The organism is Caulobacter rhizosphaerae (assembly GCF_010977555.1).
Taxonomy (GTDB): domain Bacteria; phylum Pseudomonadota; class Alphaproteobacteria; order Caulobacterales; family Caulobacteraceae; genus Caulobacter; species Caulobacter rhizosphaerae.
In genome coordinates, this window is record NZ_CP048815.1 from 695,778 (window position 1) to 709,110 (window position 13,333).

Annotated in this window: 15 protein-coding genes; 4 read left to right on the top strand and 11 right to left on the bottom strand. The window is 68.7% G+C overall.

The window, feature by feature from the left end; all coding sequences use genetic code 11:
• Nucleotides 1-138 precede the first annotated feature (138 nt).
• Nucleotides 139-2,124 (top strand): calcium-binding protein, encoded by a 1,986-nt coding sequence (locus G3M57_RS03210; protein ID WP_163228658.1) that lies wholly within the window; start codon nucleotides 139-141, stop codon nucleotides 2,122-2,124.
• 21 nt (nucleotides 2,125-2,145) lie between these two features.
• Here G3M57_RS03210 and G3M57_RS03215 read toward each other — a convergent pair whose 3' ends face one another.
• On the bottom strand, nucleotides 2,146-2,604 hold the full coding sequence (locus G3M57_RS03215; protein ID WP_163228661.1) for a tRNA (cytidine(34)-2'-O)-methyltransferase: 459 nt from the start codon (nucleotides 2,602-2,604) through the stop codon (nucleotides 2,146-2,148).
• Between the two features lie 205 nt (nucleotides 2,605-2,809).
• Here G3M57_RS03215 and petA point away from each other — a divergent pair, with 205 nt between their 5' ends.
• Genes petA through G3M57_RS03230 form a run of 3 tightly spaced genes read left to right on the top strand, consistent with a single transcriptional unit; the run spans nucleotide 2,810 to nucleotide 5,543 of the window.
• Nucleotides 2,810-3,361, top strand: coding sequence for a ubiquinol-cytochrome c reductase iron-sulfur subunit (gene petA, locus G3M57_RS03220; RefSeq protein ID WP_163228663.1), 552 nt, complete (start codon nucleotides 2,810-2,812; stop codon nucleotides 3,359-3,361).
• A gap of 5 nt (nucleotides 3,362-3,366) precedes the next feature.
• A complete protein-coding gene (locus G3M57_RS03225; RefSeq protein WP_056758608.1) occupies nucleotides 3,367-4,686 on the top strand; it encodes a cytochrome b in 1,320 nt (439 codons plus the stop codon).
• Between the two features lie 5 nt (nucleotides 4,687-4,691).
• Nucleotides 4,692-5,543, top strand: a complete 852-nt coding sequence (locus G3M57_RS03230) for a cytochrome c1 (protein WP_163228664.1) — start codon at nucleotides 4,692-4,694, stop codon at nucleotides 5,541-5,543.
• 63 nt (nucleotides 5,544-5,606) lie between these two features.
• Here G3M57_RS03230 and G3M57_RS03235 read toward each other — a convergent pair whose 3' ends face one another.
• From G3M57_RS03235 to cobS, 10 genes are all read right to left on the bottom strand, one after another.
• Nucleotides 5,607-6,374: a pepsin/retropepsin-like aspartic protease family protein gene (locus tag G3M57_RS03235; RefSeq protein WP_163228667.1), complete on the bottom strand. Its 768-nt coding sequence runs from the start codon at nucleotides 6,372-6,374 to the stop codon at nucleotides 5,607-5,609.
• 41 nt (nucleotides 6,375-6,415) lie between these two features.
• Entirely contained in the window at nucleotides 6,416-7,105 is a 690-nt protein-coding gene (locus G3M57_RS03240) for a dienelactone hydrolase family protein (protein WP_163228670.1), read from the bottom strand.
• Entirely contained in the window at nucleotides 7,098-7,796 is a 699-nt protein-coding gene (locus G3M57_RS03245; RefSeq protein ID WP_163228673.1) for a hypothetical protein, read from the bottom strand. Before G3M57_RS03245 ends, G3M57_RS03240 begins: the two co-directional genes overlap by 8 nt.
• A gap of 61 nt (nucleotides 7,797-7,857) precedes the next feature.
• Nucleotides 7,858-8,538, bottom strand: a complete 681-nt coding sequence (locus G3M57_RS03250) for a dienelactone hydrolase family protein (RefSeq protein ID WP_163228675.1) — start codon at nucleotides 8,536-8,538, stop codon at nucleotides 7,858-7,860.
• 67 nt (nucleotides 8,539-8,605) lie between these two features.
• Nucleotides 8,606-9,103, bottom strand: a complete 498-nt coding sequence (locus tag G3M57_RS03255) for a hypothetical protein (protein ID WP_056758626.1) — start codon at nucleotides 9,101-9,103, stop codon at nucleotides 8,606-8,608.
• Nucleotides 9,100-9,636 carry a L,D-transpeptidase family protein gene (locus G3M57_RS03260; RefSeq protein WP_163228678.1) on the bottom strand — a complete coding sequence of 179 codons (537 nt, stop codon included), beginning with the start codon at nucleotides 9,634-9,636 and terminating at the stop codon, nucleotides 9,100-9,102. The genes G3M57_RS03255 and G3M57_RS03260 overlap by 4 nt, the downstream gene beginning before the upstream one ends.
• A 4-nt stretch (nucleotides 9,637-9,640) precedes the next feature.
• Nucleotides 9,641-10,741: a redox-regulated ATPase YchF gene (gene ychF, locus G3M57_RS03265; protein ID WP_056758631.1), complete on the bottom strand. Its 1,101-nt coding sequence runs from the start codon at nucleotides 10,739-10,741 to the stop codon at nucleotides 9,641-9,643.
• A 262-nt stretch (nucleotides 10,742-11,003) separates the two neighbouring features.
• Nucleotides 11,004-11,252: a DUF2188 domain-containing protein gene (locus G3M57_RS03270; RefSeq protein WP_163228681.1), complete on the bottom strand. Its 249-nt coding sequence runs from the start codon at nucleotides 11,250-11,252 to the stop codon at nucleotides 11,004-11,006.
• Nucleotides 11,253-11,341: 89 nt separating this feature from the next.
• The gene (locus tag G3M57_RS03275; RefSeq protein ID WP_163228684.1) at nucleotides 11,342-12,283 is read right to left on the bottom strand and encodes an alpha/beta hydrolase; all 942 of its coding nucleotides are present in this window, start codon (nucleotides 12,281-12,283) and stop codon (nucleotides 11,342-11,344) included.
• A 10-nt stretch (nucleotides 12,284-12,293) separates the two neighbouring features.
• Entirely contained in the window at nucleotides 12,294-13,301 is a 1,008-nt protein-coding gene (gene cobS / locus G3M57_RS03280; RefSeq protein WP_163228687.1) for a cobaltochelatase subunit CobS, read from the bottom strand.
• Nucleotides 13,302-13,333: the final 32 nt, after the last annotated feature.

Below are 13,333 nucleotides of genomic sequence, written 5' to 3' on the forward strand. Positions count from 1 at the left end.
TAGGCGGTTCGGCTTTCCCGTGCAAATCGGGGCCAGCCCATACGGGTTTACGCGTAGCCGAGTTCAACTCCAAGGAGGGCTGGACCGGAGCGACAACTTCTTGGTACGTCAGAGCCCTCAGTATTTCGGGGGTTTGTTATGGGGTTGATCTCAGGCACGACTGGCGACGACGTTCTGGTCGGCACGAGCGGCGGCGACACGCTGGACGGCGGCGCGGGCAACGACAGCCTGTCGGGCGGCGCGGGTCTTGACGTGCTCCGCGGCGGTACAGGCGACGACGTGCTCGACGGCGGCACGGGAGACGAGCGACTTCCCCAGCTGATCGTCAATCAGGCCAAGCTCACTGCGGAACTCGCGGTCAATGGCGGCGACATCGCCGACTACGGCGAGGCGACGAACGGCGTGATCGTCAATCTGACTCTGACCAGCCCGCAGAACACCGGCTGGGGCATGGATACCCTGCTCGGAATCGAGGACGTCTACGGCAGCGCCAGCACGGATATCCTGACGGGCGACGGCAAGGCCAACATGCTGCTGGGCGGGGGCGGCGACGACCAGCTGGACGGCGGCGGTGGAGACGACATCCTTGTTGGCTCGCTGGGCAACGACCTGATTCACGGTGGCGACGGAAACGATATTTTGCGGGGCGGTTCGCTCTCGCTGGGATACGACGCGGACGGCGGCGTGGACCATCTCTACGGCGACGGCGGCGACGACACTATCCGCGGCTCGGCCGGCCTCGACTGGCTCTATGGCGGCGACGGAAACGACTCCCTTTGGGGCGCGCACGGCGCCGACTACTATTCCGGTGGGGCCGGAGACGACCTCATCAACGCTGATCTGGGCGACCTGGAAGTCGACGCCGGCGAGGGGAGCGACTGGATCTACCTGGACGTCGCTCCGGACGGCGAGACGCAGCGGCTGGTGCTGGTCACGGGCGGCGCGGGCGACGACGTTTTCAAGGTGGGCGACATCGGAACCCTGGCCAAAGGGCTGACGTTCGATGGCGGCGCGGGACTGGACACCCTGGCGATCGAATTGCCGCTCTATGTCAACGGTCCGACCGTTCTGAACCTGACCACCGACGCCAGCGCCCCCGGACTGCACCTGACGGACGTCGAGTGGATCACGGCCTACACCCTCGACCTCAACTTCACGGGCGGCGCCGGCAACGAGACGGTTCTCACCGGCGACCGGAACGACCAGTTGAGTGGCGGAGGCGGCGATGACCACCTGGACAGCGCAGGCGGCGACGACCAGCTGTTCGGCGGCGTCGGCAACGACCAGCTGTTCGCCGGGGCGGGCAACGACCACCTGAACGGCGGCGCCGGCGCAAACTACATGGACGGCGGGGCGGGGGCGGACCTGGTCCGCTACGACGACGCCGTGTCGGGCGTAACCGTCGATCTGGGGGCCGGCGCCGGCGCCGGCGGTGCGTCCGGCGATCTCTACATCTCGATCGAAAGCGCGGTCGGCTCAAACTTCTCCGATGTCCTGCTTGGAGACGCCGGCGACAACGCCCTGTACGGCCTCACCGGCGACGACCTCATCAGCGGCGGCGCCGGGAACGACCAACTGGCGGGCGGCGAAGGCAATGATCACCTTTACGGCGGCGTGGGCGCCGATTGGATCGACGGCGGTGCGGGCTTCGATCTGGCGCGTTTCGACGGTGAGGCCGCCGGCGTCGTCATCGATCTCCAGAACGGCGTGACGGGAACCGGCGACCATCTGGTCGCCATCGAAGGCCTGGTCACGACGAATCAAGCCGACAGCCTGTGGGGTGATGGCGGCGCCAACGTGATCTACGCCATGGGCGGCGACGACCGCATCGTCGGCGGCGCGGGCGACGACCGACTGTACGGCGGGGCCGGCGCGGACGTCTTCGCGTTCGATGCGAGTTCGGGCGTGGATTGGATCGGAGACTTCAATACCGGCGCCGGCCACGACGTCATCGCGATCCAGAAGAACGTCAACGGTTCCGGGATCGTCGATTTCGCGACCCTGGCGACCCGCGCCCATGACAGCCAGTCCGGCTTGGTGGTCGACCTGGGCGGCGCCAACGAGCTTCACCTGACCGGCGTCACCCTGGCCGATCTCAACGCGGGGCTCTTCCTCTTCTACTGAGCTGCGAGCGGGCGGACGGGTTCAGCTTGGAAACCCGTCCGTCTGCCGCAGCGCTTCGCCCAGGGCCATGGCCGCCGTCGTGGCCAGGTTCATCGAGCGGGCCTCGGGCCGCAGGGGGATCGTCAGGCGCGCAAAGGCCGTCTCGTGAACCTCCGGTGGCGCGCCGCGGCTCTCATTGCCGAACAACAGGGTGTCGCCTGCCCGAAACTCGAACTTGTGGAACGGGGCGGTCGCCTTGGTGGTGAACAGCAGCAGGCGGCCCTCGCGGCGCTCCGGCGCGGCGAGGAACGCTTCCCACGAGGCGTGGCGGGTCATGTGCGTCAACGGGCCGTAGTCGAGGGCCGCGCGCTTCAAGCTCTTGTCGTCCAAGGGGAAACTGCAGGGCTCGATGACGTCCAGTCCGACCCCCAGGCAGGCGCCGAGGCGGATCGCCGCGCCCACGTTCTGAGGAATGCCGGGTTGAAAAAGCGCGAGCCGCATTCTAAGCGAACCAACCATAAAGCCAGCAGGGGCATTTGCTGCGAATCGAAAGGGCTTGCGGACTTCGTCCGCGCGTCCGATAGGACGATCCGCTTTTGCCTGTTGTGGCGAAGACCCGTTCGCGGGTCCAGACAGTATGCGCCGACAGGCGTTTCTCCAGGCCGGGCCGTCTTTGGCGGCGCGGCGGCATCGAAGGGTGACTTGGGTGGCCGACACCGCCGTGGGCGCAAAAACTGATCCGGCGCATGGGGAAGACCCCAGCCGCCGGGATTTCATCTACATCGCAACGATGGCGGTCGCCGCCGGCGGCGCGGCCGCGATCGCGTGGCCGTTCATCGACCAGATGAACCCCTCCGCCGACACGCGGGCCCTGGCGTCGATCGAATTCGACGTCACCAAGGTCCCCGAAGGCCAGCAGGTCGTCGTCAAGTGGCGCGGCAAGCCGCTGTTCGTGCGCAACCGCACCAAGGCCGAGATCGCCAAGGCGGTGGCCGACGACGGCGCGTCGATGAAGGATCCGGAAAAGGATTCGGCCCGCGTGAAGCCGGGCAAGTCCCAGTGGCTGATCGTCGGCGGCAACTGCACCCACCTCGGCTGCGTCCCCACCTTCGGCGGCGGCGAGTACGGCGGCTGGTTCTGCCCCTGCCATGGCTCGGTCTACGACACCTCGGGCCGTATCCGTAAGGGCCCCGCGCCCAAGAACCTGGTGGTTCCGGAATACGCCTTCCTGTCCGACACCAAGGTCAAGATCGGTTAAGCGAGATGAGCGGACATTCGACCTACGAACCCAAGACCGGTATCGAGCGCTGGCTCGACGCCCGTCTGCCGATCGTGCGCCTGGGCTACGACAGCTTCGTCGACTACCCCACGCCGCGTAACCTGAACTACTGGTGGACCTTCGGGGCCATCCTGTCGCTGTGCCTGGCCTCGCAGCTGATCACCGGCATCATCCTGGTGATGCACTACACGCCCAGCGCCGACCACGCCTTCGCCAGCGTCGAGCACATCATGCGCGACGTGAACTATGGCTGGCTGATCCGCTACATGCACGCCAACGGCGCGTCGATGTTCTTCATCGCCGTCTACATCCACATGCTCCGCGGCCTGTACTACGGCTCCTACAAGGCGCCGCGCGAAGTGCTGTGGCTGCTGGGTTGCGTGATCTACCTGCTGATGATGGCCACCGCGTTCATGGGCTACGTCCTGCCCTGGGGCCAGATGTCGTTCCACGGCGCCGTCGTGATCACCAACCTGTTCGGCGCCCTGCCGCTGGTCGGCGAGAGCATCACCACCTGGCTGTGGGGCGGCTTCGCGGTCGACAACCCCACCCTGAACCGCTTCTTCTCGCTGCACTACCTGCTGCCCTTCATGATCGCCGGCGTGGTGATCCTGCACATCTGGGCGCTGCACGTGGTGGGCCAGAACAACCCGACCGGCGTCGAGCCCAAGTCGAAGGCCGACACCGTGCCCTTCACCCCGTACGCGACGGTGAAGGACGCGTTCGCGCTGAGCGTCTTCCTGATCCTCTTCGCCTTCTTCGTGTTCTTCATGCCCAACGCCCTGGGCCACGCCGACAACTACATCCCGGCCAACCCGCTGGTGACGCCGTCGCACATCGTTCCGGAATGGTACTTCCTGCCGTTCTACGCGATCCTGCGCGCCGTGCCGGACAAGCTGATGGGCGTGCTGGCCATGTTCGGCGCCATCGCCTGCCTGTTCGCCCTGCCGTGGCTCGACACCTCGAAGGTGCGCTCGATGCGCTACCGCCCGACCGCGAAGATCCACTTCTTCATCTTCGTGGTGGCCTGCTGCATCCTGGGCGTCTGCGGCGCCAAGCTGCCTGACGACCAGGTCATCCCGCACCTGACCACCTTCCAGCTGATGGCGTCCGACCTGAACAGCTTCGTGTGGCTCAGCCGCGTGGCCGCGCTGTACTATTTCGCTTTCTTCCTGGTGATCCTGCCGGTGCTGGGCCTGACGGAAAAGACCCTGCCGGTGCCGGACTCCATCGCCTCTCCCGCCCTGTCGCATCCGGCCGCCGCGCCGGCCGAAGCGACCGCCGCGCCTGAAATGAAGGGCTGATCCCGATGCTGCGCAAACTCTCCGTCATCGCAGCGGTCGCGGGTCTCCTGACGGCCGTCGCCGGCCCGGCCCTGGCCCAGCACGGCGCCCTGCCGGCCAAGGACGTCCACTGGTCGTTCGAAGGCCCGCTCGGCAAGTTCGACCAGGCTCAGCTGCAGCGCGGCTACAAGGTCTATCGCGAGGTCTGCTCGGCCTGCCACTCGATGAACCTGGTCAGCTTCCGCAACCTCGGCGACAAGGGCGGCCCGTTCTACGACAAGAAGTACCCGAACTCGAACGACAACCCGTACGTCAAGGCGATCGCCAAGGACTACGAGGTCGCCGACATCGACAACGAGACCGGCGACGCGATCAAGCGTCCGGCCACTCCGGCCGACCGCTTCCCCGCGCCGTTCCCGAACGAGGCCGCGGCCCGCGCCAGCAACGGCGGCGCCCTGCCGCCCGACATGTCGCTGCTGGCCAAGGCCCGCGAAGAGGGCCCGGCCCACATCTATTCCATCATCACCGGCTACGCGGCCCCGCCGCCCGGCCTGAAGATGGACCCGACCCAGCACTACAACCAGTACATGACGGGCGACCTGTCTTCGTACTGGTCGGGTCCCAAGGAGCACGTCCCGCCGGGCGGCTTCATCGCCATGGCCCCGCCGATCAAGGCCAACCAAGTGACCTTCGACGACGGCACGCCGGCGACGCTGGACCAGGAAGCCAAGGACGTCTCGGCCTTCCTGATGTGGGCCGCCGAGCCCAAGCTGGAAGAGCGCAAGCAGACCGGCTTCGCCGTCCTGGCCTATCTGGTGCTCTTCTCGATCCTGCTCTACGTCAGCTACCGCAAGGTCTGGAAGAACGAGTCGCACTGACCCGTCTTACGGCTTGAAGATCGAGGGCCCGGCGGCGACGCCGGGCCCTTTTCTTTTGTCCCGTCAGCGAGCGGCCTGGATTGGCGTCAGCCACAGGCGCAGGGCCTTGGGGTCCAGCCGCAGGCGGTAGGCCGCCAGCACCTGGACGCCGATCGCCCCGACCACGCCGTCGGGCAGGTCGCCGGCCACCACGGCCGGCAGGTCCTGGCGCAGGGTTCCGTCCAGCGACAGGCCGCGCAGGGTTCCAGCCGGCTTCTGGCGCGGGCCGTCGGCGGGCCCGCGGGCCCGGACCCCGCCCGCCGAGGCGGTGTCCAGGGCGAACGGCCCCGAGACGCCCCTGAGCCCGTTGGAGGCCGCCGCGAGGATCGTGGGCGTCCCGCCGACCATCGTCACGGGCAGGCCGCCTTTCCGACCGTCCAGGGACACTTCTCCGGGCCGGTCGAGCCGCAGGCGGCAGGGCGAGAAGTCCAGGGTCAGGGTGTAGCGGTCCAGGATGTCGGCCCCGATCACCCCGACGATCGGCGTCGAGAAGCCGACGGCCCGGTAGTCCAGGCTTTGGACGGCGATCGGCGCGGCCTCGACGGTTTGACCCGCCAGGCGCACGGGCAGGGACAGCGCGGTGTCGGTGAAGCCGGCGCCCTGGGCGACGTCGCGGTGCAGCAGGGTGTGCGGGGCCGACAGGTCGATCACATAGTCGCCGGCGACGCCGCCGACCGCTGCCGGGGCGACGATCGCGCCGTTCTCGAACCAGCAGGCGGTCTCGCCGGCCGCGGCGGGCCCGCCATGCGCCGCCAGCAGGGTCAGGAACAGCAGGGGGGCGGCGCAACGCATGCGGCGATCCTAGCCAAGGTTTCGCCGCACGGCGAGCGGACCTAGGCTTCGCCGCGCGACCCACCCGCCCGCTGGAACAGCTGCAGCGTCCGCAGCATGGCCAGGGCGGCGCTGTCGGCATGATGGCCGCTGGGGGCGACGAAGGCGTGGCCGGCGTCGTACAGCCAGACCGGCAGGTCGGGATGGGCGGCAGTGATCCGCTCGACGTCGCTCATCGGGATCAGCGGGTCGGTGCGGCCGAAATGCAGGATGGTCGGAACCTTGGGCTGTTCGTCGGCATAGCCGGCGATGTCGCCGCCATAGAAGCAGGACACCGCCGTCAGGCCGGTGCAGCGGGCCGAGGCCAGCCATGCGGTGGTGCCGCCGAAGCAGAAGCCCATGGCGAAGACCTTGCCGGCGCCCGACAGGCTGTCGATCGCCGCCTGGACCCGGGGCAGGGTCGCCGCGCCCCAGCCGCTGGCCTGGCCCAGGGCCATGCGGGCGTCCAGATTGGGCGGGTCGAGGTCGGCGGCCGGGAAGGGGGCGTCGGCGTCGTCCAGGAGGCTGGGGGCGATCACCTCGTAGCCCTGCTCGGCCAGGGTGTCGGAGAGCTGGCGGATGTGCGGGGTGACGCCCCAGATGGCGTGCAGGATCACCAGCCCGCCGCGCCGGGCCTCGCCGGGCGGGGCGTGATAGGCGGCGACGGCCGAGCCGTCGGCGGCCGCCAGGGTGACGCGGCCGGTCTCAGCCACGCTTCTTGTCGGCCAGGGTGCAGGCCACGCCGGCCGCCTTGGCCTCGTCGCAGGTCAGCGACGAGAGCGGCGCGGTCGAGCCCGGCGCCGGGGCGTCGACGATGTAGCCGCCGCCGCCTTTGCAGGCGGTCTCATAGCGCCGGATCGGCGGATCGCCGCCGCCGCCAAGGAACGTGCCGTCGGCCACGGTGCAGGCGGACGAGGCCTTGGCGGCCAGCGGCTTGAGCCCGGCGACGGGGGCGGCGTTGCCTGGCAGCGAACAGACCATGCCCTTGGGCCAGGCCTTGCCGGCGGCCAGGGCTCCGGTGTCCAGCGCCAGGCAGTCGTTCAGCTGCGGCTTGCCGTCGGGACCCTGGCTGATGATCCAGCCTAGCGCGTCCTTGCAGACGATCTCGTATTCCGGCCTGCTGCTAGGGCGGGTCGAGAGCGGGGCGGCGTCGATCACCTCGCACGGCGCGTGCAACTCGGCGGCGACCTTGGCGGCGGCCCTGACCACCATCGGATTGCCGGATTCGCGCGGTGTCAGCCGAGCGGTCGGCCGGTTGACCGAGCTGTACTCCCTCATGTTGTACTGCTCGGTGCCGTAGAGCCGCGTCGGCGGCGGCGGCGGCTGCCCCGTCTGGGCCTGCGCCGAGCCCGCGACCGCCGCCAGGGCGGCGGCCAGGATGAACAGGTGACCGAGTTTCTTCATGGGACCCCCAAGGTCTTTGTCTAGGCTCAAGGTTGTATCGAGCTTGGCCGCTCCGCAAGCCCTAAGCCGCGCCGTTCGCCTGGAAGAGCGCCAGCGTCCGCTTCCGCGCCAGCCTGGCGTCCTCCGGGTCGGAGTCGGGACGGCCGTCGTTGTTGAAGCCGTGGCCGCTGTTCTCGTAGACGTGGACCGTCACCTCGGGATGGGTCTCGGCCAGCCTGGCCTTCACCGCATCGGCGGGGATGTGGGGGTCCTTGCGGCCCAGGTGCACGATCAACGGGGCGTTCAGCGGCAGGTCGGCGTTGGCCGCGATCATGCTGCCGTAATAGGCCGAACCCGCCGCCAGGCTCCTCAGCTTGCCGGCCGCCAGCCAGACCAGCGAGCCGCCCAGGCAGTAGCCGACCGCGAACACCGGCCCGCGCGGCGCCAGGTGGTCGATGCAGGCCTGGATGTCCGACAGCATCTTGGCCGTGCCGATGGCGTTCACGTGGGCGACGCCGGTCTGGAAGTCCTCGGGCGCGCGGCCCGCCACGTAGCCCGGCACGGCGCGGTCGAAGATCGACGGCGCCAGCACCTCGAAGCCCAGGGCCGACCAGCGGGCGACGTCTGCCTGGACGTATGGGTCGAGCCCGAAGATCTCCTGCACCACCACGATCCCGCCCTTGCGCTCGCCCTCGGGCTGGGCGTGGAGGGCGGTAAATTCGAAGCCGTCGAGGCCGGAGGTCAGGGTGACGGTGTCGGTCATGGAAGCTCCCGAGAGATGGCGCGGATCGGACGTCTTTCGTGTCGTAGCGTCAAGCCGTCCATCGGGGTCAGGCGGACGGGGCGAACAGGTGCGGCGCGGCCCGGTGAATGAACAGCTTCAGGCTGGTTGGAGAAAGATCGATGCCGTCGATGGGGATATCGACATAACGGTGCTGCTCGTCGGAGGCGACGATCTCAAGCGCCGAGGACGACGTCAGGACCAACCGCAGCCGTGGTGGCGTTCGGTGGAAGGCGGGCTCCAGGCGCGCGGACTGGATCTGCGACCAGGCGACGTGCCGCAGCTCCTTTTGGCCCGCCTCGCGCCAGCCCAGGCGCTCGGCCGAGATCACCAGGCGCGGCCCGCGATAGGCCAGGCGGCCCGCTCCCGCGACGACCAGCAAGGCCGCGAACACCGCGAAGGTGATCAGGCGCTGGCGCGGACCCATATAGTCCACGCTGGCGGCGACGCCCGCGAGTCCAACGCCGCCGAGCAGAAGTGGAATGACGACCTCGGCCGGCGAGGTGCGAACCTCAATCGTCTCGAACCGGCTGGGCGCCGTGCTCAAGGCAAGATCCTGACCGCCGCGCCGTCGCGGGTCAGTCGCCAGACCTCGTCCATCTCGGCGTCGCTCACCGCGATACAGCCGTCGGTCCAGTCATGCCCCCGGTAGAGCGCCGCTATCTCGCCGCGTCCGTTGGGCAGGCCGTGGATCATGATGTCGCCGCCGGGATCGACACCGGCCGCACGGGCCCGGGCGACCTGGGCGGGCGTCGGATAGCCGATCCTCAGCGACAGATGATAGGCGCTGCGAGCGTTGCGATCGGTGATGCGATAGTCGCCCTCGGGCGTGCGCCGGTCACCCTCGCGAACCTTCGGCGCCAGGCCGCCACGGCCCAGCGAGATGCGATAGGTCGCCAGCTTCCGCTCGCCCGCGAACAGGCTCATCCGGTGGGCGGCCTTTTCGATCACAATGCGATCGGCGATCGCCGCACCGGCGATGGGTGGTCGAGCTCGCGCTTCACAGCCGCCGCACGCCAGGGCCAGCAGCGCCGCCGCCGCCATGACGGCTCGGAGCCAGTCGCCAGGGCGGCGGCTCATGTCTCTAGACGTTGAACCGGAAATGCATCACGTCGCCGTCCTTGACGACGTAGTCCTTGCCCTCGGCCCGCATCTTGCCGGCCTCCTTGGCGCCGGCCTCGCCGCCCAGCTTGACGAAGTCGTCGAAAGCGATGGTCTCGGCGCGGATGTAGCCCTTCTCGAAGTCGGTGTGGATCACGCCGGCCGCCTGCGGGCCGGTGTCGCCGACATGGATGGTCCAGGCGCGGGCTTCCTTGGGGCCGACCGTGAAATAGGTCTGCAGGCCCAGCAGGCTGTAGGCCTCGCGGATCAGGCGGTTCAGGCCCGGCTCCTCCAGGCCCAGGGTCTCCAGGAATTCGGCTCTTTCTTCAGCTTCAAGCAGCGCGATCTCGCTCTCGATCTGGGCCGAGATGACCACGGCCTTGGCGTTGTCGCGGGCGGCGCGCTCGGCCACCAGGTCGCTGTACTTGTTGCCCTTGTCGGCGCTGGCTTCCTCGACGTTGCAGACATAGAGGGCCGGCAGCGAGGTCAGCAGCTGCAGCATGTGCCAGGCCTTCTCGTCTTCCTTGTCCACGACCGCGGCGCGGGCCGGGCGGCCCTCGCGCAGCTGGGCCAGGGCCAGGTTGATCAGGCGCAGGGTGTTGGCGGCCTCCTTGTCGCCGCCCGACTTGGCCTTCTTCTCGATGGCCGGCAGGCGCTTTTCCAGGCTCTCCAGGTCGGCCAGCATCAGCTCCATCTCGATGATCTCGAGGTCGCTGAGCGGGTCGATGCGGCCCTCGACGTGGGTGATGTCGTCGTCCTCGAAGCAGCGGGCCACGAAGGCCACGGCGTCGCAGTCGCGGATGTTGGCCAGGAACTGGTTGCCCAGGCCCTCGCCCTTCGACGCGCCGCGCACCAGGCCGGCGATGTCGACGAAGGTGATCCGGGCTGGGATGATCTCCTTGGAGCCGGCGATCTTGGCCAGGGCGTCCAGGCGCGGCTCGGGCACGGCCACGTCGCCGGTGTTGGGCTCGATCGTGCAGAACGGATAGTTGGCCGCCTGGGCCGCCGCCGTCTGGGTCAGGGCGTTGAACAGGGTGGACTTGCCGACGTTGGGCAGGCCGACGATGGCGACTTTAAGGGCCATGGAACTCTCATGAATTTCGTTGGCGCGCGCTTAGCACGTATCGCGGGGGAAGTCCTGTCGGACATCGGCCGTGCGGCGGACGCTCGCCCCCCTACGGACCGCTTCGCGGTCGTCTTCCCCCAAAGGGGGAAGAGCACTTGGCGCGAAGGCTCCGCCCCCTCTGGGGGCGGACAGACCGCGAAGGTTCGTCCCCGATGCCCCGAGGGCAGCACCCCCGCTGGGGACACGCCGCAAGGGCGTGTCCCCGACGTGCGCGTGAGCCCTATTTCCGGTCGTCGACCACGCGGGTGACGGGACGGTCGTCGCCGGCCGACAACTCGTCGCGCCACTGGCCGCGGTCGTCCTCGTAGGAGATGCCGGTGTCCTCGCCGGCCACCCGCTGCTCGCCGGCCGCGCGCTGGGCGGCGTGCAGGGCCGCGTCGTGGGTGCGGAAGGTCTCGGAGAACACCTCGCCCACCTTGTAGGCCCAGCCGCCGTCGTGCTCGACGATGGTGTAGGTGATGTCGGTCATGGGACGGCTCCGTTCGGTTTGGCTCAAGGAAACTGCGCCTCGAAGGCCACGGTTCCAAGCCGGAAGTCTTGAACGGAGCGGTCGTGCCGCTACGCCTTCGGAAACAGCCAGGTCAGGCCGCGGGTGAACGCCACCGGAAACGTCGTCTCGTGGAAGGTGTCGTCCATGATCTCGTCGCGGACCTTCAGGCCCGGATAGCCCCGCCCCCGCAACGCCCTGGCGAAGGCCTGCTGGTCGGCGACCATGTCCTCGGCGTCGCCGCCGGGACGCGGTCGTTCCAGCGCGCCGGTCGCCAGATAGATGCGCGCCTTCAGATCCTTGTGGCCGGCGGCGTAGGCGGCTTCGGCCTTGAACATCTCGCGATGGCCATACCAGAGCGACGGGCTGGTCAGGACGTAGCTGTCGAACAGCTCAGGCTCGGTCACCGCCACCCAGGCGCCGAACAGCCCGCCATAGGATTGGCCCGCCAGCGTCCGGCGTCGCGGATCGGCCCGATAGCGGCTCTCCACGAACGGCAGGACCTGTCCCTTGATGAAGACCAGGTAGTCGGCGGCCCCGCCGCTGGCGGAAGCCAGGCTGGCGTCCTTCCACGGCGTCATGTCGCGGCGACGGCTGACCATGCCGTTGTCGCCCTGGGCGTAGGAAATCCCCACCAGGATCGCCTGTTCCAGACGTCCAAACCTGAAGGGCAGGTCGGTGACGCCCGAGGCGACCTGGAAGGCGTAGGGGCCATCGTTCAGATAGATCACCGGCCATTTTCGGCCGGCGTTCTCTGGCGCGTCGTAGCCGAAGGGCGTCTTGACGTAGACCTGGTAGACGCGGCCCTGGGCCGAAGCCGGCAGGGTGTGGACCTTGCTGCCGGGCACGGCGAACTCGGCGGCGTCCGTCTGGAAGACGGCGACGGGCGAGGCCGGCCTCGCCTGTTCGGCCGCCCGGGCGTCGGCCGCGGGCTTGCAGCCGGCGAGAGCCAGCAGCGCCGAGGCGCTGGCCAGCAGGGCGAAGAGCGGTCGCCGGGCCGAACGCGGGAACACCAATCGCCTCTTAAGCCACCTTCACCCGCGCCGCGCTCTCCGGCAGGTCGGTGCCGAACGCCCGCTGGAAGAACTCGGCCACGGTGGGCCGTTCCAACTCATCGCACTTGTTCAGGAAGGTCAGGCGGAACGCCAGGCCGATGTCCTTGTCGAAGATCTCGGCGTTCTGGGCCCAGGTGATCACCGTGCGCGGGCTCATGACGGTCGAGATGTCGCCGTTCATGAAGGCGTTGCGGGTCATGTCGGCGACGCGGACCATGGCGGCCAGGGTGCGCTTGCCTTCCGGGGTGTCGTAGCCGGGGTTCTTGGCCAGGACGATGCCGGCCTCGACGTCGTGGTCGAGGTAGTTCAGCGTCGTGACGATGCTCCAGCGGTCCATCTGACCCTGGTTGATCTGCTGGGTGCCGTGATAGAGCCCGGTCGTGTCGCCCAGGCCGATGGTGTTGGTCGTCGAGAACAGCCGGAAATACGGGTTGGCGCGGATCACCCGGTTCTGGTCCAGCAGGGTCAGCTTGCCTCCGGCCTCCAGCACGCGCTGGATGACGAACATCACGTCCGGCCGCCCGGCGTCGTACTCGTCGAACACCAGGGCGATCGGGCGCTGCAGGGCCCACGGAAGAATGCCTTCGCGGAACTCGGTGACCTGCTTGCCGTCCTTCAGGACGATGGCGTCCTTGCCGACCAGGTCGATGCGGCTGACATGGCTGTCGAGGTTCACCCGCACCAGAGGCCAGTTCAGCCGGGCGGCGATCTGCTCGATGTGGGTCGACTTGCCGGTGCCGTGATAGCCCTGGACCATCACCCGGCGGTCGTTGGCGAAGCCGGCGCAGATAGCCTTGGTCGTCTGCGGGTCGAATTTGTAGGCGCCGTCGATCTCGGGCACGTGGGCGTCGCGATGGCTGAAGGCCGGGACCTTCATGTCGCTGTCGACGCCGAACGCGTCGCGAAGCGTGACCCACTTGTCGGGGGCCAGGGTGATCAGGGGATCGGCGGCGTGGCTGTCGGTCAGGTCGGGCATGATGTCTCCCGCTTACCGCTTTGACGTGGGGG

Bases quoted from the DNA above. Each gene is read 5' to 3' on its own strand.
- G3M57_RS03210 (WP_163228658.1), top strand. From the start codon at position 139: ATGGGGTTGATCTCAGGCACGACTGGCGACGACGTTCTGGTCGGCACG.
- G3M57_RS03215 (WP_163228661.1), bottom strand. From the start codon at position 2,604: ATGCGGCTCGCGCTTTTTCAACCCGGCATTCCTCAGAACGTGGGCGCG.
- G3M57_RS03225 (WP_056758608.1), top strand. From the start codon at position 3,367: ATGAGCGGACATTCGACCTACGAACCCAAGACCGGTATCGAGCGCTGG.
- G3M57_RS03230 (WP_163228664.1), top strand. From the start codon at position 4,692: ATGCTGCGCAAACTCTCCGTCATCGCAGCGGTCGCGGGTCTCCTGACG.
- G3M57_RS03235 (WP_163228667.1), bottom strand. From the start codon at position 6,374: ATGCGTTGCGCCGCCCCCCTGCTGTTCCTGACCCTGCTGGCGGCGCAT.
- G3M57_RS03245 (WP_163228673.1), bottom strand. From the start codon at position 7,796: ATGAAGAAACTCGGTCACCTGTTCATCCTGGCCGCCGCCCTGGCGGCG.
- G3M57_RS03250 (WP_163228675.1), bottom strand. From the start codon at position 8,538: ATGACCGACACCGTCACCCTGACCTCCGGCCTCGACGGCTTCGAATTT.
- G3M57_RS03260 (WP_163228678.1), bottom strand. From the start codon at position 9,636: ATGAGCCGCCGCCCTGGCGACTGGCTCCGAGCCGTCATGGCGGCGGCG.
- ychF (WP_056758631.1), bottom strand. From the start codon at position 10,741: ATGGCCCTTAAAGTCGCCATCGTCGGCCTGCCCAACGTCGGCAAGTCC.
- G3M57_RS03270 (WP_163228681.1), bottom strand. From the start codon at position 11,252: ATGACCGACATCACCTACACCATCGTCGAGCACGACGGCGGCTGGGCC.
- cobS (WP_163228687.1), bottom strand. From the start codon at position 13,301: ATGCCCGACCTGACCGACAGCCACGCCGCCGATCCCCTGATCACCCTG.